At 72.2% G+C, this 19795-nt stretch carries 15 protein-coding genes and 1 pseudogene; 9 read left to right on the forward strand and 7 right to left on the reverse strand.

What is annotated here, in order from left to right:
- The first annotated feature begins 9 nt into the window (after positions 1-9).
- From BN1555_RS10100 to BN1555_RS10130, 7 genes and pseudogenes are all read left to right on the forward strand, one after another.
- Complete coding sequence (locus BN1555_RS10100; RefSeq protein WP_093799066.1) at positions 10-738, forward strand: TetR/AcrR family transcriptional regulator; 729 nt, start codon at positions 10-12, stop codon at positions 736-738.
- Between the two features lie 37 nt (positions 739-775).
- On the forward strand, positions 776-1051 hold the full coding sequence (locus tag BN1555_RS10105; RefSeq protein ID WP_093799067.1) for a hypothetical protein: 276 nt from the start codon (positions 776-778) through the stop codon (positions 1049-1051).
- Positions 1052-1126: 75 nt separating this feature from the next.
- Complete coding sequence (locus BN1555_RS10110; protein ID WP_093799068.1) at positions 1127-3784, forward strand: outer membrane protein assembly factor BamB family protein; 2658 nt, start codon at positions 1127-1129, stop codon at positions 3782-3784.
- A 211-nt stretch (positions 3785-3995) separates the two neighbouring features.
- A complete protein-coding gene (locus BN1555_RS10115) occupies positions 3996-4772 on the forward strand; it encodes a hypothetical protein (protein ID WP_093799069.1) in 777 nt (258 codons plus the stop codon).
- Between the two features lie 259 nt (positions 4773-5031).
- Complete coding sequence (locus BN1555_RS10120; protein WP_093799070.1) at positions 5032-6225, forward strand: C40 family peptidase; 1194 nt, start codon at positions 5032-5034, stop codon at positions 6223-6225.
- A 155-nt stretch (positions 6226-6380) separates the two neighbouring features.
- Positions 6381-7032: pseudogene (locus BN1555_RS10125) on the forward strand (histone deacetylase); the annotation flags it as partial.
- A gap of 287 nt (positions 7033-7319) precedes the next feature.
- Positions 7320-8378, forward strand: a complete 1059-nt coding sequence (locus tag BN1555_RS10130) for a vWA domain-containing protein (protein WP_093799071.1) — start codon at positions 7320-7322, stop codon at positions 8376-8378.
- Positions 8379-8571: 193 nt separating this feature from the next.
- Here the strand turns inward: BN1555_RS10130 and BN1555_RS10135 are convergent, their stop codons facing one another.
- The 5 genes from BN1555_RS10135 to BN1555_RS10155 form a co-directional block, all read right to left on the reverse strand.
- Positions 8572-9807: a styrene monooxygenase/indole monooxygenase family protein gene (locus BN1555_RS10135; RefSeq protein WP_093799072.1), complete on the reverse strand. Its 1236-nt coding sequence runs from the start codon at positions 9805-9807 to the stop codon at positions 8572-8574.
- A gap of 40 nt (positions 9808-9847) precedes the next feature.
- Positions 9848-10408 (reverse strand): GTP-binding protein, encoded by a 561-nt coding sequence (locus BN1555_RS10140; protein ID WP_093803315.1) that lies wholly within the window; start codon positions 10406-10408, stop codon positions 9848-9850.
- Between the two features lie 115 nt (positions 10409-10523).
- Positions 10524-10937, reverse strand: coding sequence for a DUF742 domain-containing protein (locus tag BN1555_RS10145; protein WP_093799073.1), 414 nt, complete (start codon positions 10935-10937; stop codon positions 10524-10526).
- Positions 10934-11419 carry a roadblock/LC7 domain-containing protein gene (locus BN1555_RS10150; protein ID WP_093799074.1) on the reverse strand — a complete coding sequence of 162 codons (486 nt, stop codon included), beginning with the start codon at positions 11417-11419 and terminating at the stop codon, positions 10934-10936. The genes BN1555_RS10145 and BN1555_RS10150 overlap by 4 nt, the downstream gene beginning before the upstream one ends.
- On the reverse strand, positions 11416-14346 hold the full coding sequence (locus tag BN1555_RS10155; protein WP_093799075.1) for a sensor histidine kinase: 2931 nt from the start codon (positions 14344-14346) through the stop codon (positions 11416-11418). Before BN1555_RS10155 ends, BN1555_RS10150 begins: the two co-directional genes overlap by 4 nt.
- A gap of 368 nt (positions 14347-14714) precedes the next feature.
- On the opposite strand from BN1555_RS10155, the gene BN1555_RS10160 reads away from it, so the two are divergent.
- Positions 14715-15497, forward strand: a complete 783-nt coding sequence (locus BN1555_RS10160; RefSeq protein WP_093799076.1) for a protein phosphatase 2C domain-containing protein — start codon at positions 14715-14717, stop codon at positions 15495-15497.
- Positions 15498-15585: 88 nt separating this feature from the next.
- Here BN1555_RS10160 and BN1555_RS10165 read toward each other — a convergent pair whose 3' ends face one another.
- Complete coding sequence (locus BN1555_RS10165; RefSeq protein WP_093799077.1) at positions 15586-16080, reverse strand: MarR family winged helix-turn-helix transcriptional regulator; 495 nt, start codon at positions 16078-16080, stop codon at positions 15586-15588.
- A 246-nt stretch (positions 16081-16326) separates the two neighbouring features.
- Between BN1555_RS10165 and BN1555_RS10170 the strand changes: the two genes are divergently transcribed.
- Positions 16327-17160, forward strand: coding sequence for a lysozyme (locus BN1555_RS10170; protein WP_093799078.1), 834 nt, complete (start codon positions 16327-16329; stop codon positions 17158-17160).
- Positions 17161-17283: 123 nt separating this feature from the next.
- Here BN1555_RS10170 and lon read toward each other — a convergent pair whose 3' ends face one another.
- Entirely contained in the window at positions 17284-19686 is a 2403-nt protein-coding gene (gene lon, locus BN1555_RS10175; protein WP_093799079.1) for an endopeptidase La, read from the reverse strand.
- Positions 19687-19795 lie beyond the last annotated feature (109 nt).

A 19795-nucleotide genomic window follows, 5' to 3' on the forward strand; every position in this document is an offset into this window, starting at 1 on the left:
GCTGCGGGCATGACCCCGGCAGCAGCCACCCCCGCGTACCGCAGGCTCAGCGTCGAGGAGCGTCGCAGCCAGCTCCTGGGCGCCGCCCTGTCGCTCTTCGCGCACCGGGCGCCCGAGGAGATCTCGCTGGACGACGTGGCGGAGGCGGCCGGGGTGTCCAGGCCGCTCGTGTACCGCTACTTCCCGGGCGGCAAGCAGCAGTTGTACGAGGCCGCGCTCGGCTCCGCCGCCGACGAGCTGAAACTGTGCTTCGCCGAGCCGCAGGCCGGGCCGCTCACCCGGCGGCTCGCCGCCGCCCTGGACCGCTATCTGGCCTTCGTCGACCAGCACGACGCCGGGTTCAGCGCGCTGCTCCAGGGCGGCAGCGTCGCCGAGACCTCCCGTACGACCGCGATCGTCGACGGGGTGCGGCGGGCCGCGGCCGAGCAGATCCTGGCGCACCTGGGCGCCGCGGAGACGGCCGGTCCCCGGTTGCGGATGATGGTCCGCACCTGGATCACGGCCGTCGAGGCGGCCTCCCTGATCTGGCTGGACGAGGACAAGCAGCCTCCGGCCGGCGCGTTGCGGGACTGGCTGGTCGACCACTTCGTCGCGCTGCTGGCCGTGACCGCGGCGACGGACCCGCAGACGGCGGCCGTGACGAGGGCGGCGCTGGCGACGGAGACGGCGGACGGCCCGGCGGGGGTGCTGGCGCGGCGGGTGATCCCGGTGATCTCCGAAGCGGCCCACCTCCTGTGAGACCTCCCGCGGTCTTCGCCCCTGCGAGACTGGCCGGGTGAGAAGCGAGAACACGCCCTTCGTGGGCGGCCCCCTGGACGGGCGGGTGCTGCCGGTGCTCGTCGGGCCGACCGGACACCCGCCGAAGTGGTACGAGGTGCCGGTGCCGGACGACGGCGGCGGACCGCCGACCGTGCACGCCTACCTGCGCGTCCCCGCCGGATACAGCAAGCGGCTGGGTCTCCGGCGCGGCTGGAAGTACGCGTACGCGCCGGACGGACGCGAGCGTCACCGCCCGAGGTGGCCCTGGTCGAAGCCGGACAGCACGCCATAAGATCGACGGCTGTGCAGGGTGTGGCCGCTGTGACCGAGGGAGCGGCCCCGGCACGGTGACCACAGGGGGTGCGCCTTGGAAGCGCTGCGTCAGGACGATCCACGCCGCATCGGGCCGTACGCCCTGCTGTCGCGCCTGCGGGAGACCGCGAGCGCCGTGCAGTACCTGGCACGCTCCGCCGACGGTACGACGGTCGTGGTCTCGGCCGCCCGCCCCGCTCTGGCCGGGCTGCCCGCCTTCCGCCGCCGCTTCCAGGCGGAGGCGCAGACCGCCCGGCGGCTGGCCGGCGGCTGGGTGCAGGCCCCGGCCGACTCGGGCGCCGGCGGCTCCGGGCTGTGGACGGCGGCCCCTTACGTACCCGCGCTGACGCTGGGCGAGGCGGTCGGGCTCGCCGGGCCTCTGCCGGAGCGGACCGTACGCACCCTGGGAGCCGCGCTCGCCGAGACCCTGGCCCGGGTGCACGCCACCGGCGCCGTACTCCACGGTCTCGCCGCCGACACCGTGCTGCTGGCCTCCGACGGGCCGCGCCTGACGGCTTTCGGCGCACTGGGGGCTTCGGTGGCCGCCGAAGCGGGCCCCGGCGGCCAGTTGTCCGTACGCCTCGGCTACCTCACCCCGGAGCAGCTGACCGGCCGGGAGCCCGGCCCCGCGTCCGACATCTTCGTCCTCGGCCTGCTCCTGGCGTACGCCGCGACCGGCGCGACCCCGCTGGCGGCGGGCCCCGAGGGCGCGGCCGCCGAGCGCATCGCGCACGCCGAGCCGGAACTGGCCGCCGTACCGCAGGAGTTGCGCGCGCTGATTGCCCGCTGCCTGGCCAAGTCCCCGACGGACCGCCCGGCCCCGGGCGTCCTGGCGGCGGAACTGGCCCTGGAGGGCGCGGCGGCCCTGACCCGCCACGGCTGGCTTCCGGACCGGCTGGTGTCGGCCCTGACGGACCAGGCGGCGAGGGCGCTGGAGCCGGGTGCGGGGACGGGTGCGCAGAACCTGGTTCCCCTGCCCGCCCCCTCCCACCACCTGGGCTCCGCTCCGGGCCCCGAGCCCCGATCGCCGGGCGGGCCGGGGGATCCGGCCCGCCACGGGGCCCCCTCCCCCGCCCCGGGGACCGCGGGGGAGACCGGGGACACGGGGAAGACCGGGGGCACAGGGGAGACCGGGGGCGCAGGGGTGACCGGGGGCACGCCCGCCGGTGCCGCGGACGTCGGCGGCGGGCCCACCCTGCACCTGCCGGCGCTGCGGCGCACCGCGGCGCCTGCCGTGAGCACAGGCGCGGCACCGGCCGTGACCGCGGCCGGAGGCGCACCGCAGCCCGGCCCCGCTCCCCTCCCCCACCCCGGGGCCGCGCTCGCCCTCCCGCACGCCACCGCCTCCGCGCCGCGGCCGCCCGCCCGGACCGCCGCCCCGCGCGGTCTCGGCGGTCTCAGCAGGCGTGGTCTGTTCACCGGGATCGCGGCGGGCGCCGCCGGGCTGGTGGTGGGCGGAGGTGCGGTGCTGGCCCTCTCCGGGGGAGAGGACGACGCGCCCGCGCGCCCGGCCGGCGGCTCCAAGCCCGTCGCCCGTCCCGAGCCGCTGCCCGGACTCGCTCCCGATCCGCTCTGGCACTACCAGCACCCGGTCGCGGCCGACGGCCCGCCGGCCCGCCTCTGGCGCGACCAGGTCCTCCTGATCCCGGGCGGGGAACTGACGACCGGGCTGGACCTGCGTACCGGCCGCCCGCTCTGGGAACAGAAGGCCGCCGGTACGGACTACGCCCCCGAAGCCGCCGACGGCACCCACTGCTTCGTCGTCACCCCGGCCGACTTCCTGTGGCTGTCAGCGAAGGACGGGCAGGTCAGGCACCGGGTGCCGTACGGGCCCCTCCTGACGAAGGGCCAGAAGGACGCCCGGGCCGTGCTCGGCGCGAAAGTGGCCGCGGACGGCCCCGTGGTCTGGTTCGCGGCGAAGGTCGACACCCTGGGCGGGAAGAAGGACAAGGTGACGCGCACGCGTTCCTACCTCTTCGCGTACGACATGGCCGCCCGCAAGGAGCTGTGGCGCACCGAGGTGCCGAACGGCCGCTCCGGCGCCCTCCCCCGCTACGAGACGGTCGGCATCCGCCCCGACAGCCTGCTCCTGCGCCGGAAGACCTCCTCCATGACCGCCGCCCAGCAGAAGAAGGCCAGGGACAGGGCGGCCTTCGTCCTCGTCGACCGCAGGACCGGCAGGACGCTGTGGAGCAAGTTCTTCGCCGGGGTACGGCCGAGCGCGGGCATCACCGACGACCCGTCCGGCCGCCTCTACGCGGCGGTGGAAGGCGACCTGCAGGCGTACGACACCCGCAGCGGCAGGAAGCTCTGGAAACTCAAGGCCGCCTCGGGCTCCTCCGACGACGCCCCCTACGGCTTCGGCCACGGCGTCGTGCGCGACAAGACGCTGTACGTCCCCGGCGACTCCAACGAGGTCTACGCCGTCGACAGGACGACCGGCGCCCAGCGGTGGAAGCGCGCCACGGAGTACCCCGGCCGGGCCGCCCCCCGGATCGCCCTCAGCAGCAGCGGCCGCACCGTCTTCGCGCTCAACGAGACGCAGGCCACCGCGATCGGCGCGCGCGACGGGCGGCGGCTGTGGAAGTTCCAGGACTCCGGTGTCACGGCGCCGGGCGCGGAGGAGGCCAGCGCCTCCTACCGGGCGGAGGCGTTCGGCAGCAGGGCCGTGCTGTGGCGCGGCCGCAACTTCTACGCGCTCCCTCTCGACTGAGGCACGGCGGCGAAGGTTGTAGCGGAACGCGTCTCGATTGGGTGCCTCTGCGATTGCACGGGTGTCACAATCCCGCCGACGGCCGGAATTCGTTGATCATCGTGCGGGCAGAGGCCGTAGATTCGGTGATCACAACAGATTCCGCGTGTCACCGGCTGAGTGGACTTCGCGCGGGGGGACCGTTGTTCACCGATCCAGAAGGAACTGTTCCATGCGCCGCACCACCGTTCGCCGTACCGCCGTCGCCGCCTCCGCGCTCTCGCTGGCCCTGCTCGTCGGCGCCTGCGGGGCCGACAAGACCGTCGACGCCGCCCCCGAGGGCAAAAACAAGGGCAAGGAGAGCGCAGCCGCCGCCGAGCCCGCGGCGAAGGCCCTGTCGCAGGCGGAACTGGACAAGCTCGTCCTGGCCGAGGCCGACCTGAAGAGCCACAAGGTCGCCGAGCCCTCCAAGGTGGACCTCGCCGCGGCGAAGGGCGCCACCGCCGACAAAACCGAGTGCAAGCCGCTCGTCGACGCCGTCGCGCTGCGGTCCGCGGGCACGCCCGTCGCGACCTCGGCGCGCAAGATCACCACTGTGCCCCAGAAGCCGGCCGAGGACGCCTCTCCCGAGGAGAAGCTGAAGGCCGGCCTGGCCGGTCTGAGCAGCACGACGCTCATGTCGGACACCCTCGGCTCGTACGAGGGCGAGGGAGCCCAGGACGCCCTCGCCGAGCTGCGCGCCGCGGGCAAGGCCTGCGCCGGCGGCTTCACCGTGGTCACCGGCTCGGACAAGACGAAGTACACCAAGGTCACCCCCGGTGCCTACGCCGGTGATGACGAGGCGGTCGCCTTCACCCTGACGATGGACCTGGAGGGCGAGCCCAGCACGTCCCAGCTGGTGACGGTGCGCAAGGGCAGCACGCTCGTGACCTTCTACGCCCAGAACTTCTCCGGCAAGACGGAGCAGCCGAAGGCCGAGATCGAGGCGCAGCTGGCCAAGCTGGGCTGAACGCCGCACAGCTGACCCCGCACCGCCCGTAACCCCGCACCCCCGTACGCCTCGCACCACCCCGTACACCCGCACCCCGCCCCGGCGCCTGCGCCGGGGCGGGGTCGCGCTGTGCAGCCACGCCGGTGGTACCGCGGATTACCTCTCGGCGGGTGACGGCGTTGGCCCAACCCGCCCAGCCGCCCGCTCACACCCCCGCCACCGGTGCACATCATCACCTTGAGGCCGGACCGCCCGGCCTCGAACCGGAGGTGATGACGTGTCAAGCAGACTCACCCAGTCCGTCTGCACGGTCGCACTGGCCGCCGCCGCAGTGCTCACGGCACTCCCCGCGCCGGCCACCGCGGCGGCACCGGGCACTCCCGCCCCTCCACCCGCCCCGGCCCCCGCCCCGCCCCGGCGGGCGGCGACCGTCACGGAACTGCTGACGGAACTTCAGAAGCTGTACCAGCGGGTCGAGGAGGCCGGCGAGACGTACAAGGCGACGGAGGAGTCCGTCAAGGAACAGCTGGGCGAGGTCAGGAAAGTGTCCGCGGGCCTGTCCAGGGCCCGGATCGCGCTCGCCGAGAGCCGGAGCGCGGCGGGCCGGCTGGCACGCGAGCAGTACCAGGGGCGGACCGGCCTCTCCCCCTACCTGCGACTGCTGCTGGCCCGGGACCCGGAGCGCGCGCTGGCGCAGGGCCACGTACTGCAGCGGGCGGCCGACGACCGGGCGGCGACGATCGCGCGGCTGGAGAGCGGCGAGAGGCGGGCGGACGAACTCGCGACCAGGGAGCGGTACGCGCTCGACAAGCAGCAGACGCTCGCCAGGAAGCAGAAGAAGCAGCGCGACGCGGTACGGGAGCGGCTGCGGGACGTGGAGGAGCTGCTGGCCTCGCTGACCGAGGAACAGCTGGCCGGCCTGGCACGGCTGGAGGAGCGGAACACCGGCAAGGCGCAGCGCGGTCTGCTGGCCTCGGGCGCGCTCGGCAGCCCGGGCGAGGCGGCGCGGCGGACACCTTCGCGACTGGGCGGCAAGGCGGTGGAGTACGCCGTCCGGCAGATCGGGAAGCCGTACGTGTGGGGCGCGGAGGGACCGGGTTCCTTCGACTGCTCGGGGCTCACGTCGCAGGCGTGGGCGCACGCGGGGCGGGAGATCCCCCGGACGAGCCAGGAGCAGTGGCGGCAGCTGCCGAAGGTGCCGTTGCGGAAGCTGCGGCCGGGCGACCTGGTGATCTACTTCCCCGAGGCCACGCATGTGGCGATCTACCTCGGCAACGGCATGGTCGTCCATGCCCCGCGCCCCGGGTCCCGCGTCAAGGTCTCCCCGATCGCTGCCAACCCCCTGCTGGGCGCCGTCCGCCCGGACCCGCGCCTGAAACCGCTGCCGTCCTACACACCGCCGAAGCTCCCGCGCGGCGCGACGGCGGGCTCCGACTGGGGGTACACGTCGGAGGCGGCGCCGGGGGCATGACCCCGCGGGGCCGTCCCCCCGCCCACCCGGCCCCGAAGCCGGGGCGAGCCCCTGGCGCCCGGACGGGCCGGGACTGGAAGACCGGCACCTCGTCCGTTACGACGTGCCGACCGCTCCCGGCCGTTCACGCACCGTCCACGGGGTACCAGAAGACCCTGACCGGCACCCGCGTCCTCGGCGAAGCGCGGTCCGAAGGCGCCGCACCGCATCAGGTCCGGTACGCGTCCTACGGCTCCAACACGCACCTGGACCGCCTGGCCTTCTACATCGCGGGCGGCCGTCCTCCGGGAGCCGCCAGGACTTATCCGGGATGCCGGGACAGGCGCGCACCGGCAGCGTCCGTCCCGGTGGAGCTGGAGGGCGCCCTCCACTTCGCCACGGAGTCCCCGGTGTGGGCCGGAGCGCGGGCCTTCTACGACCCCGGGGCGAGCGGACGTGTTCTTGCGCGGGCCCACCTGGTCACGGCTGAGCAGTTCTCCGACATCGCGGCTCAGGAGATGTACCGGAACCAGGCGTCGACCTCGGCCTGAGCGAGGTTCTGGCCAGGGGCAGGGCGACGCTCGGGGCGGGCGCTACGAAACGCTCGTCCGTCCGGGCGCGCTGGACGGCCTGCCCGTCCTCACCTTCACCGCCCCCTGGAGCCTCCACGGCACGGAGTGGAACAGGCCCTCCGCCGCCTACCTGCGGTATCTGTTCACGGGGCTTCTCGAAGCGGGCGCGTGGGACGCGCCCACGATCGCGGGCTACCCGGCGGCCTGCCCCGGCGCGGCGGGCCACTGGACCGCGCGAGAGCTCGAAGAGCTCATCAGCCGGTGGACCGGGCCGGGCCGCCGTCCGCCCCGGCTCGGGGGTCCGGAGGCCCGGTGCCGGGTCCGTGGCGGCGTACAGGGCCCGGTGGAACCAGGTGGTCCCGCCGGCGGCGGGGAGAGGGGGAGCGCCGTTCGGGTTCCGCTTCGAGCAGGTGTCCCACCGGCGTCCGTCACCTGCCGCTCCGTGCACGGGCCCGGTGGGTGATCGTCCGTCAAGCTCCGTTGTCAGTGCCTCCTCCTAGTGTGAGGACATCACTCGGGGAGCCTCGGAGAAGGAGCAGAAACGTGTCCGCCAACAAGATCCAGCACAAGGTGAATCACGTCGCGCTGGTAGTGGACTGTTCGGGTTCCATGCGTCAGCACCAGAGCCAACTCATCCGTGTCGTGGACGAGTTCGTGGCGGGTCTGAAGGCCGAGTCGGACAGCCTCGGCCATGAGACCCGGATCAGCCTCTACTCCTTCGACCACAAGGTGGAGAACCTGGTCTGGGACATGGACGTGAAGCACCTGCCGTCCATGCGGGGTCTGTACAAGGTCAACAACGGCGCCACGGCCCTCATCGAAGCCTCTCTGAAGTCCCTGGACGACCTGGGCCACATCTGGGAGGAGTACGGCGAGCACAGTTTCCTCCAGATCGTGGTGACGGACGGCGAGGAGAACGCCTCCGGCGGCGACCGGCGGCACGACGGCGACATGACCATCCTCGGCCCCTGGCTCGACAGGATCGCGGCGAAGATGGGTGCGCTTCCGGGCCACTGGACTTCCGCGATCCTCGTCCCGAACTCCCTGGCGAAGCGAACCGCCCAGAACTACGGCTTCCCGGCCGGGAACATCGCCATCTGGGACGCGGATTCCCAGGAGGGTGTCGAGGAGGCGATCGGTACCGTGCGCGCCGCCGCCACCAGCTTCCTCCGTGGCCGCGAGCAGGGAGTGCGCGGCACGAAGAACCTGTTCGCGGTCGGCCAGGACATATCGGTCGACGACGTGCGGGCGAACCTCGAACCGGTCCCGGCCGACAAGTACCGGCTCCTGAAGGTCGACACGGAGGTCGAGATCCGGTCCTTCGTCGATTCGCACCCGGGCGTGACGTACGAACGCGGTTCCTGCTACTACCAGCTGGGCACCCGGGTCCAGGTCCAGCCCGACAAGGAAGTCGTCGTGGTCGAGAAGGACACCGACCGCGCGTACACGGGCGACGCGGCACGCAGCCTTCTGTTCGGCACGGGTATCCAGGGCACCGTCTCCGTGAAGGCGGGGCGTAATCCCAAACTGGAGGTATACGTGCAGAGCCGATCGGTGAACAGGAAGCTCAAGCCGAACACGCGTCTGCTCATCATGCTCTGAGACTCACGAGAAGGGCGCGGAGCAGGCGGTCCAGGACCGGTGGCGAAGGGCCGGTGGGTGTCACGCCGGTGGCGCCGAGCGGCCCGCGGCCGGGCCCGCACAGCGGATGCCGGCGGTTCGAAACCGTCCGCCCCCACGAGCGGGAAGACCCCCGGCCGGCCGAGGCTGGGGGTCTTCGGTGCTCAGAGGTCCGTCAGGCTCCGGTGACCGAGGCCAGGTAGGCGTTCGTCTTCTCCGGGTCGTAGAAGAAGTTCTCGAAGTCCGCCGGGTCGTTGAAGCCGTTCGCGAAGCGGTCGGCCACCGGCTGGAGGCCGCTCGCCGCGCCGATCAGGTTCAGGACGTGCTCCGGCGGGACGCCGAGCATCGCGTTCGTCCACTTGGTGACGTGCTGCGCCGTGTCCCAGTACCGGTCGAACGTGGAGCGCATCCACGCCTCGTCGAACGGCTGGTCGCCGTGGGACGTGATGGAGGAGAGGTACGAGGCCGCGCACTTCGACGCGGAGTTGGAGCCCTGGCCCGTGACCGGGTCGTTCGCGACGACGACGTCGGCGACGCCCAGGACCAGGCCGCCGGAAGGCAGCCGGCCGACGGGGTTGCGTACCGTCGGGGCGTACCGGCCCGCCAGTGTGCCGTTCGCGTCGGTCAGCTCGGCCTTCGTCGCGCGGGCGTGCTCCCACGGCAGGAACTTCTCCATCAGTTCCAGGGTGAGGGACAGGTGCTCGGAGGGGTCCTTCACGCCCTTGAACGCGTCGACGGGACCGCCGGGAACGCCTTCCCAGAAGAGGATGTCCGCGCGGCCGGAGAGGGTCAGCGTCGGCATGACGAAGAGCTCGCCGACACCCGGGACCAGGTTGCAGCGGACCGCGTCGAACTCCGGGTGCTCGGGACGCGGGCCGAGCCCGTGGACGTACGCCACGGCCAGGGCGCGCTGCGGGGCGTCGTACGGGGAGCGGGACGCGTCGCGGCCGAACATCGAGACCAGTTCGCCCTTGCCCGCCGAGACCATGACCAGGTCGTACGTACGGGAGAAGTAGTCCAGGTCGGAAACGGCCGCACCGTGGATGACGAGCTGCCCGCCGCGCTGCGCGAACGTCTCCATCCAGCCGGCCATCTTCACGCGCTGGTCGACGGACTGGGCGTAACCGTCGAGCTTGCCGACCCAGTCCACGGCGCGCGAGGAGTCGGGCGCGGCGACGGAGACGCCGAGGCCCTCGATCCTCGGGGCCTGCGACTCCCAGAAGTTGATCTGGAGGTCGCGCTCGTGCTGGAGGGCGGTGTGGAACATGCACTGCGTCGACATGACCCGGCCCGACCGGATCTCGTCCGCCGTGCGGTTGGACATCAGGGTGACCTCGTACCCGCGGCTCTGGAGTCCGAGGGCGAGCTGGAGCCCGGACTGACCGGCTCCGACTATGAGTATCTTCCGCATGGCGGGGTTCTCCGTTGATTGGCTGTTCGGTGGTACGGCGCTACTCGGGCGTGGTCGTGAGCGCGTGGCCGACGAGGGCCAGCAGCGACTCGACCACCGAGAACCGCTTGCGCGCATCCATGATCACGACCGGTACGTGCGCCGGTACGGTCAGGGCCTCCCTGACGTCTTCGGCCTCGTACGCCGTCGTTCCCTCGAAGTGGTTGACGGCGACGATGTACGGCAGTCCGCAGCTCTCGAAGTAGTCGAGCGCGGGGAAGCAGTCGGACAGCCGGCGCGTGTCGGCCATGACGACCGCGCCGATCGCACCGCGTACCAGGTCGTCCCACATGAACCAGAACCGCTGCTGGCCGGGCGTCCCGAAGACGTACAGCACGAGGTCGTCGTCGAGGGTGATGCGGCCGAAGTCCATCGCGACGGTGGTCGTGGTCTTGTCGGGCGTCGCGGTGAGGTCGTCGCTCTCCTCGCTCGCGGTGGTCATCACCGCCTCGGTCTTGAGGGGGGTGATCTCGGAGACCGAGCCGACGAAGGTCGTCTTGCCCACGCCGAAACCTCCCGCGACCACGATCTTGGTGGCGATCGGGGCCCGGGTACGGTCCATCTGCCAGTCCTGGGCTCCTTCGTCCGCCTCCGGCGGCAGGACCGGGGCGGGCAGGGGCGGTTGTGTCCGGTCCGGGACCGACGGTATGGGCCCGGTGGTGCGGGCCTGGAAGGTCTCAGAGACGGCGGAGTCCACTCAGCACCCTTTCGAGCAGCGCGCGGTTGGGCTGGCCGGGGGCGTGCCCGGTCCCGTACACACGGATTTTTCCTTGGTCGGCCAAGTCACTGAGCAGTACACGGACCACGCCCAGCGGCATCTTCAGCAGCGCGGAGATCTCCGCGACCGTACGCATGCGGCGGCAGAGCTCGACGATGGCCCGCATCTCCGGCATGACACGCGTCTGGAGGCCGCCGTTGGTCAGCTCGCGCCGCTCCTCGGGGGCTTCGATCGCCGCCACGAAGGTCTCGACGAGCAGGACGTGCGTGAAGCGGGTGCGGCCGCCGGTGAGCGAGTACGGGCGTACGCGGGCGGGCCTGCGGCCCTCGCCCCGTACGGGGAGCTTGGCGGCGGACGTCGGAGTCGGCGTCACAGAGCACTCTCCATCGATTTGCGCAGCTCGCTGCGGAGTTCGGGGGTGAGGACGTGTCCGGCGCGGCCGACGAAGAGCGCCATGTGGTACGCGACGACGCTCATGTCGCAGTCGGGTGAGCCGTGCACGCCCAGCAGCGAGCCGTCGCTGATCGCCATGACGAAGACGCTGCCCTCCTCCATCGCGATCATCGTCTGCTTGACGCCGCCGCCGTCCATCAGCTTCGCGGCGCCCTGGGTGAGGCTGGCGATGCCCGAGACGATGGTCGCGAGGTCCGCGCTCGACCCTTTCGGGCCGTCCTGGCCGGCGGCCGGGGAGGCTGGTCCGGCGTTCCGCTCCGGGTCGGAGGAGAGGAGGAGCAGCCCGTCGGACGACACGACGGCGACCGAGAGAAGTCCTGGCACCTCCTCGACGAGATTGCTCAACAGCCAATGGAGATTGCGGGCTTCACTACTCAGCCCGAATGTGCTGGACGCAGTCAACTGCGTTCCTCCTCAACTGTGTCCCCCTTGGTTTCTGTACGTTCCCCGTTGCCTGAGATCTCTGCCTCGACGTCGCGACGGCCCTTGATCGCGCCCTGTTGGAAACCGCCGAGCCGGAGCCGCAGGGCGTCCGCGTCGACGCCGGTGGAGCGCTCCTTGGGCTGGGCGGGGCCGGACTTGACGATCTTGGGGGTGCGCTTGGGCAGTCCCTTGTCCGTGACCGGCTCGTCGGTGGCCGGGCTGCCCGCGGCCGACTCTCCGGAAGCCGGGCTGCCCGCGGCCGACTCTCCGGAAGCCGGGCTGCCCGTGACCGGCTCGTCGGTGGCCGGGTTGTCCGCGACCGGCTCTTCGGTGACCGACTCCGTTTCGGGTGCGGCGGGCTGCCTGGGCAGCCGCACCGTCCGGGTCGGCTCGTCGACCGGTGCCCCGGTGTCCGCGTCCCCGTCGGCGACGCGCTCGTGCGTGTCGGGTGCGATGGCGTAGGGCCCGGGAGCCGGCGCCTCGAGGTCGGCCTCCGCGGGCTCGGCGGGGCCGGCGGACTCGACGGACCCGGCGGGCTCCGCGTCCTGTGCCCACTTCTGCGCGTCCTCGCGGACCGACCGCTCGGCCGCCGCGACCAGCGGGTCCTCCAGCCTTTCCCGCGGCGGCTCACCGAGAACCGAACGCCTCTGCAGCGCATTGGAGTTGGCCTCCGCGACCGACCCCGGGAGGTTCAGCGTGGGCGCGTCCCCCGCCACCGGCACGGCGGGCGGCGCGCTCACCGGCGGCGCCTCGGGCAGCAGCGTGGCCGGCAGTACGACGACCGCGGCGATACCGCCCTGCTTCTGCTCTCGCAGCGTCACGCGTACGCCGTGCCGCGCGGCCAGCAGCGCGGCCACGTGCAGGCCGATGCCGCCGTCGGTGCCGTCGCCCGGCTCGTACGCACAGGGTTCGGCGAGCCGCGCGTTCAGCTCGGTGAGGCGGTCCTGCGTCATGCCGATGCCCTCGTCCTGGACGGAGAGCATCACCTCGCCGCTCTCCAGGAGCCAGCCGGAGAGCTCGACCTTGGCGTCCGGCGGCGAGAAGGAGGTGGAGTTCTCCAGGAGCTCCGCGAGGAGGTGGCTGAGGTCGTTGGCGGCGAAGCCCGCGACCTGGGCGTGCGGCGGGATCGACCGGATGTCCACCCGCTCGTACCGCTCGATCTCGCTGACGGCGGCGCGCAGTACGTCGACGAGCGGCACCGGGCCCTGCTGTCCCTGCCCGTGCTCGGTGCCGGCCAGGACCAGCAGGTTCTCGCCGTGGCGGCGCATGACGGTCGCCATGTGGTCGAGTTTGAAGAGGGTGGCGAGGCGCTCCGGGTCCTGCTCGCGCTCCTCCAGGTTCTCGATGATGCCGAGCTGGCGCTCCACGACGCCGAGCGTGCGCAGCGAGAGGTTGACGAACGTGGAGTGGACGGTGTGGCGCATCCGCTCCAGCTGCGTGGTGGCCTCGGCCACCTGCTCCTGGAGTTCGGCGCGCTGGGTGGCGAGGGTCTCGCGCTGGCCGATCAGGTGCGTACGGTCACCGGTCAGCTTCTCCACACGGGCGCCGGCCTCGGCGAGCCTGGCGTGCAGCGTGTTGAGGGACCGTACGACCTGGGCGAACTCGTCGTTGCGGCCGGTGAAGCGGATCGGCTCCACGGCGATCGCGCCCGCGGCCCCGCCGTCCCCGGTCCCGCCCTGTGCGGCCTCGGCGCCCGCGGCCTGCGGCCCTGCGGCCAGCCTCGCCGCGCCGAGCCGCAGTACGGCCAGCGGGCGGGTGAGCGTACGGGCGACGGCCGTGCTGGCGCCGACGGCGAACAGCAGGCAGGCGCCGGCCAGGGCGATCCGGAGCTCCAGCGCGGTGACATCGTCGTCGCGCAGCCGGGAGAGCCGGGTGACCTGCGCGGAACCGAGGGAGGACTCGACGCCGCGCATCAGGTCGATACGGGCCGACAGGGCGGCCTCGGCCTTCGCGCGGTCGGTGCCGAGCTCGGCTTCGGAGAGCCGGGGCTGGTCGGTGAGACGGGTGAGGTACTCCTCGGCGGTCCTGACCTCGGGGCCGGTGACGGTGGCCTTGAGCGACTCGCGGGCGGTGGACCCGGCGGCCTGGTCGAAGTCGGCGAGCGCGGCGAGTTCGCGTACCCGCGACTGCTGGGCCGCGGCGCTCAGCGCGTCGCGGGTGCGGGCGCTCGGGGAGTCCGGGTCCTCCTCGGCGGGGACGAGGAGTCCGGTGACCGGGTCGACGCGGTTGCCGGTGTTCTCGCGCGGCACGGACAGCGCGGCGAGCAGGAGTCCGCGGGTGGCGGCGGCCTGTTCGACGGCCCGGCTGAGCGCGGCGGGCGCCCGGGTGGCCTCGGCGGCGCGCGGAGGCGTCCTGTCGGCGAGCTCGCCGGCGAGGTCCTGGAGCTTCTCGATCGCCTCGGTGTACGCCTTGTGGGCCTCCAGCGCGGTGCCCTCGCCGGTCAGGGCCTCCCTGCGGATGCCGGGGATCCTGGCCAGGTCACGGCGCAGGCCGGCGGGGGCGACGAGTTCGATCTCGTCCATCTGCCGGTCGACGCGGGCGCTGTGTTTCTCCGACAGCCCCTCGGCCTTGCCGCCGCGTGCGGTGCCGTCCTGGGCACCGCCTCCGGCACTGTCCCCGGCGCCGCGTCCGGCCGCGATGTACGCGGTGACGTCGTCGCGTTCGTCGGCGAGGGAGTGGGCGAGGGTGACGGCCTGCCGGTTCAGTTCGGCAAGGGTGACCAGACGCTGGGAATCGGAGAGTTCGGAGGAGGCGCTGAGGATGGCGGGCGTACCGGCTGCGAGGACGGTGACGCCGACGACGGCCACGCCGGCGACCAGCCGACTGCGTACCCGTACGGTGCGTTCGGTCCGCTCGCCATTACCGCTATCGCCCCGAGGCCGCTTTTTCTGCACCGGTGCTCGCATTCTTGCTTGACTCGTCTGCTCATGTGGCCGAGGTGACGACTCGTCACACAAGAGAGCACCCCTACCCCAGGAATGGCTTCAGACCATTCCAGCGCTTTTGGGAAGAAGTCGCGCATCACCCGCTCCGCCACTTGAACGAGTGAACAACACTCGGGAGTTGACGAACAACTTCTGATCCGTCCTGCCTCGCGGGCGCGTAGTGCGCCGGTTGGAAGTTCCGCCCGGCCTTTGGCAGGATGCGCCCCCGCAGCTTCGCGGACTGTCTTATTCCGCCCATAAACCCGCGCCTCACCTGCTGGTACGGGCCAATTGGCGGTGCGGAGGAAGCCGTCGGGCGGCGCCCGGGGGCCTCATGCAGACTTGGCCGCATGCGCTTCGAACTGGCCACGACCCCTGGGGATCCCGAACGCCCCAACGAGGACTGGGCGTCTGTCGCCCTCCCCGCCACCGGCCGGGGCGGGGCGCTCGTCCTGCTGGACGGCGTGACCCCTCCGGCGGGCGACGACGGATGCCTGCATTCGGTTCCCTGGTTCACCGCCAGGCTCGGTGGCGCACTGATCGAATTGTCCACTTCTCGGCTGGACCTGCCCCTCGCCGAGATCCTCGCGGAGGCCATTCGCCGCACCGCCGACGCCCATCGGCACACCTGTGACCTTTCTCACGTCCGGACGCCGCAGGCAACAGTGGTTCTGGCGCGCTGGGGTGCGGAGGAGATCGAACACCTGGTGCTGTCGGACTCGGCACTGCTGCTGGAGTCCCCGGACGGCACGGTGCGCGCGGTGCTCGACGACCGCCTCGGCCTCGTCCCCCGCGAGGTGCTCTCCTCCCTCACCGCGACCGACGCCCTGCGCAACGCCGAGGGCGGTTTCTTCACGGCGGCGGCCGATCCGGCGGTGGCGGAGCGGGCGGTGACGGGCACGGATCCACGGGCCCGGGTACGGGCGCTGGCGGCGCTCAGCGACGGGGTGACGCGCTGGGTGGACATGTTCGGCGAGGGCGACTGGGCGGACTGCCTGGGCGTACTGCGCAAGGAGGGCGCCCAGGCCCTGATCGACCGCGTCCGGTCCCTGGAGGCCGACGACGCGAGGGCGCCGCTGGTACGCCGCTGGAAGCGGCACGACGACGCGGCGGTGGTCTACGCGGAGCTGTGAACGGCGCGGGCCGGGACGGCGGCGGAGGGCAGGGGGCAGAGGGCGGAGGGCGGAGGCGTGCCCGCCCGGGGGCCCTCCGGGGCCCGGCTCAGCTCTCCGCGCGGCTGTTCAACTGGTGCAGCAGGCGCGCGAGTTCGGCCACCTCCGCACGGTCCCAGTCGGCCAGCTTCCGTACGTAACGGGCGCGGCGCGCGTCCCGTACCCGCCGGAAGCGTGCGCGCCCCTCCTCGGTGAGCGCGACCAGCGAGGCCCGGCCGTCGGCCGGGTCGGGCTCGCGCGTGACCAGGCCGAGCTCCTCCAGGGCACGCAGCTGCCGGCTCATGGTCGCCTTGCCCACGCCGAACCACGAGGCCAGCTCGGTGGCCCGCTGCCGGTCCGCCTCGTCGAGCCGCACGAGCAGGCCGTACGCCGCCGGCTCCAGGTCGGGGTGGACCTCGCGGGCCATGTCGCCGGAGGAGGCGCGGGCCCGGCGCAGGAATACGGCCAGTTCGCGTTCCAGTGCCAGGAATTCGTGGTCCACACCACTCACCTCCGGAACGCGCCCGTCATCCGCTCTTCCACTTGCGTGCACGTCAGGACCCATCGCGCGCTTTCCTCACCCCTGAAGTTTTCTTTCACCAGCGGCCATTGCCGCAGCTCGGCCAGTATTTCGCAGGTTTAGACCAACGGCAGCCTCCGGCCCCCCTTCCGCACCGCCTGTCTACGTGCGTAGCTTCATTGCTGACATGTCCACACCAGTGGCTTTGTCGACAGGCCGCCCGACCGGGCCTGCCGGACCAGTCCTGTCCCCAGCACCAGCATCCCCACCGAGCCTTTCGGAGGCACGTACATGCCCGTGCACAGATCCGGAACGGCCCGCCGCCCGCACACCGCGGCGGCCGGGATTCTCCTCTCCGTCCTCTCCGCTCTCGCCCTCGTCCTGACCCTGCCGGGTGCGGTCACCGCCGCCGAGAAGCCCGAACGCGGCTCGGCCCGCATGGGCATGGGCGTCGTCAAGCACGACGGCCGGGGCGGCCTGCCGCCCGGCACCCGCGTCACGCAGACCGAAGGCGTGGACGTCAGCAGCCACCAGGGCAACGTCAACTGGTCCTCGCTGTGGACCAGCGGCGTGAAGTGGGCCTACGTGAAGGCCACCGAGGGGAACTACTACAAGAACCCCTACTTCGGACAGCAGTACAACGGCTCATACAACGTCGGCATGATCCGCGGCGCGTACCACTTCGCGACACCGCACGACTCCAGCGGCGCCAACCAGGCCAACTACTTCGTCGACAACGGCGGCGGCTGGTCGCGCGACGGCAGGACGCTGCCCGGCGTGCTGGACATCGAGTGGAACCCCTACGGCGCACAGTGCTACGGCAAGACGCAGAGCGGGATGGTCGCCTGGATCCGCGACTTCCTGAACACCTACAAGGCCCGCACCGGCCGCGACGCCGTCATCTACACGGCGACGAGCTGGTGGAAGACCTGCACGGGCAACTACGGCGGCTTCGGCTCCGTCAACCCGCTGTGGATCGCCCGCTACGACACCACCGTGGGCGAACTCCCGGCCGGTTGGGGCGTACAGACCATGTGGCAGTACACCTCCACGGGTCCCATAGTCGGTGACCACAACAAGTTCAACGGCGCCCTCGACCGCGTACAGGCCCTCGCCAACGGCTGACCGGCCGACCGCCGCCTTCCGTTTTCACGCAGAAGCAGAAGCAGCAGACGCACACGCAGAAGCCCCCTTCCCTCACAGCGAGGGAAGGGGGCGTTCCGCAGCCGGGCCACCGACAGGCGTCCGTCACGCCGCCATCGGCACCCGTACCTCTGCCGGAGCCAGTGCGATCTCCAGGACCTGGCGGACGTCCGTCACCGGGTGGATCTCCAGCTTGTCCAGGATCTCGGCCGGGACGTCGTCCAGGTCGGCCTCGTTCCGCTTGGGGATCACCACCGTCGTGGTGCCCGCCCGGTGCGCCGCCAGCAGCTTCTGCTTCAGGCCGCCGATCGGCAGGACGCGGCCGGTCAGGGACACCTCGCCCGTCATCGCCACGTCGGTGCGGACCAGCCGGCCGGAGAGCAGCGACGCGAGGGCCGTCGTCATCGTGATGCCCGCGCTCGGTCCGTCCTTGGGCACCGCGCCCGCCGGGAAGTGGATGTGCACGCTCCGGTCCTTCAGGTCGCCGACCGGCAGCTCCAGTTCCGCGCCGTGCGAGCGAAGGAAGGAGAGCGCGATCTGGGCGGACTCCTTCATGACGTCGCCGAGCTGGCCCGTGAGGGTCAGGCCCGCTCCGCCCGTCTCCTTGTCCGCCAGCGACGCCTCGACGAAGAGCACGTCGCCGCCCGCACCCGTGACCGCGAGACCCGTGGCCACGCCCGGAACCGCCGTGCGGCGCTCCGCCGGGTCCTGGGCGGACTCGGGGACGTGGTGGGGCCGGCCGATCAGGGCGCGCAGGTCGCCGTCCGTGATCGTGAACGGCAGCTTCCGCTCGCCCAGCTCGCTCTGCGCCGCCACCTTGCGCAGCAGGCGCGCCACCGACCGCTCCAGGTTCCGTACGCCCGCCTCACGGGTGTACTCGCCCGCCAGCTTGCGCAGCGCCGAGTCGTCGAGGGCGACCTCGCCGGGCTCCAGACCCGCCCGCTCCAGCTGGCGCGGGAGCAGGTGGTCGCGGGCGATGACGACCTTCTCGTCCTCCGTGTAGCCGTCGAGCCTGACCAGCTCCATGCGGTCCAGCAGCGCCTCCGGGATGGCCTCCAGGACGTTGGCGGTGGCGAGGAAGACCACGTCGGAGAGGTCGAGTTCGACCTCCAGGTAGTGGTCGCGGAAGGTGTGGTTCTGGGCGGGGTCGAGGACTTCGAGCAGCGCCGCGGCCGGGTCGCCGCGGAAGTCGGAGCCGACCTTGTCGATCTCGTCGAGGAGGACGACGGGGTTCATCGACCCGGCCTCCTTGATCGCGCGCACGATCCGCCCGGGAAGAGCCCCCACGTACGTACGGCGGTGTCCGCGGATCTCCGCCTCGTCGCGTACGCCGCCGAGCGCGACCCGTACGAACTTCCGGCCCATGGCGTGGGCGACGGACTCGCCGAGCGACGTCTTGCCGACGCCGGGCGGGCCGACGAGGGCCAGCACCGCGCCGCCGCGACGGCCGCCGACGACGCCCAGGCCGCGCTCGGCCCGGCGCTTGCGGACCGCCAGGTACTCGGTGATGCGCTCCTTCACGTCGTCCAGGCCGGCGTGCTCGGCGTCCAGGACCGCCTTGGCGCCCTGGATGTCGTACTGGTCCTCGGTCCGCTCGGTCCAGGGGAGTTCGAGGACGGTGTCGAGCCACGTCCGGATCCACGACCCTTCCGGGGACTGGTCGGAGGACCGTTCCAGCTTGTCGACCTCCTTGAGGGCGGCCTCGCGCACCTTCTCGGGCAGGTCGGCGGCCTCGACGCGCGCCCGGTAGTCGTCGGACTCGTCCTCGCCGTCCTTGCCGTTGATCTCGCGCAGTTCCTTGCGCACGGCGTCGAGCTGGCGGCGCAGCAGGAACTCGCGCTGCTGCTTGTCCACGCCCTCCTGGACGTCCTTGGCGATGGACTCGGCGACGTCCTGCTCCGCCAGGTGCTCGCTCAGCCACTTCACGGCGAGCTTCAGACGGGCCACCGGGTCGGCGGTCTCCAGCAGCTCGACCTTCTGGGCGGTGGTGAGGAACGGCGAGTAGCCGGAGTTGTCGGCGAGGGCGGAGACGTCCTCGATCTGCTGGACACGGTCCACGACCTGCCAGGCGCCGCGCTTCTTCAGCCAGCTGGTGGCGAGCGCCTTGTACTCCTTGACCAGCTCGGTGACCGCTCCGGGGAGGGGGTCGGGCAGCGTCTCCTCGACGCTCGCGCCCTCGACCCAGAGCGCCGCGCCGGGCCCTGTCGTCCCCGCGCCGATCCGGACGCGGTCGCGGCCGCGGATCAGGGCGCCGGGGTCGCCGTCCGAGAGCCGCCCGACCTGCTCGACGGTGCCCAGGACGCCGATCGCGGCGTACGTGCCGTCGATACGCGGAACGAGAAGGACCTGCGGCTTGTTGCCGCTGGAGCGGGCGGCGGCCTGCGCGGCCTCCACCGCGGCGCGTACGTCGGCGTGGGAAAGGTCCAGGGGCACCACCATTCCCGGCAGCACTACCTCGTCGTCGAGCGGCAGCACGGGCAGGGTGAGCGGATTGGACGTCGATGCCATGATCTCCCCTTCGGCAGTGAACTTGAGCTATGCCGACTCAATGCTTGTGAGCTTCCGAATGTTCCCGAGCGCGCGTTCGCTGTGAGCGATCAGCGCACGGCACGGGTAC

Source organism: Streptomyces sp. Wb2n-11 (assembly GCF_001049855.1).
GTDB lineage: Bacteria > Actinomycetota > Actinomycetes > Streptomycetales > Streptomycetaceae > Streptomyces > Streptomyces altiplanensis.

Coding starts and splice junctions, on each gene's coding strand:
- BN1555_RS10100 (WP_093799066.1), top strand. CDS start 10: ATGACCCCGGCAGCAGCCACCCCCGCGTACCGCAGGCTCAGCGTCGAG.
- BN1555_RS10115 (WP_093799069.1), top strand. CDS start 3,996: ATGCGCCGCACCACCGTTCGCCGTACCGCCGTCGCCGCCTCCGCGCTC.
- BN1555_RS10135 (WP_093799072.1), bottom strand. CDS start 9,807: ATGCGGAAGATACTCATAGTCGGAGCCGGTCAGTCCGGGCTCCAGCTC.
- BN1555_RS10140 (WP_093803315.1), bottom strand. CDS start 10,408: ATGGACCGTACCCGGGCCCCGATCGCCACCAAGATCGTGGTCGCGGGA.
- BN1555_RS10155 (WP_093799075.1), bottom strand. CDS start 14,346: ATGCGAGCACCGGTGCAGAAAAAGCGGCCTCGGGGCGATAGCGGTAAT.
- BN1555_RS10160 (WP_093799076.1), top strand. CDS start 14,715: ATGCGCTTCGAACTGGCCACGACCCCTGGGGATCCCGAACGCCCCAAC.
- BN1555_RS10165 (WP_093799077.1), bottom strand. CDS start 16,080: ATGGGTCCTGACGTGCACGCAAGTGGAAGAGCGGATGACGGGCGCGTT.
- BN1555_RS10170 (WP_093799078.1), top strand. CDS start 16,327: ATGCCCGTGCACAGATCCGGAACGGCCCGCCGCCCGCACACCGCGGCG.
- lon (WP_093799079.1), bottom strand. CDS start 19,686: ATGGCATCGACGTCCAATCCGCTCACCCTGCCCGTGCTGCCGCTCGAC.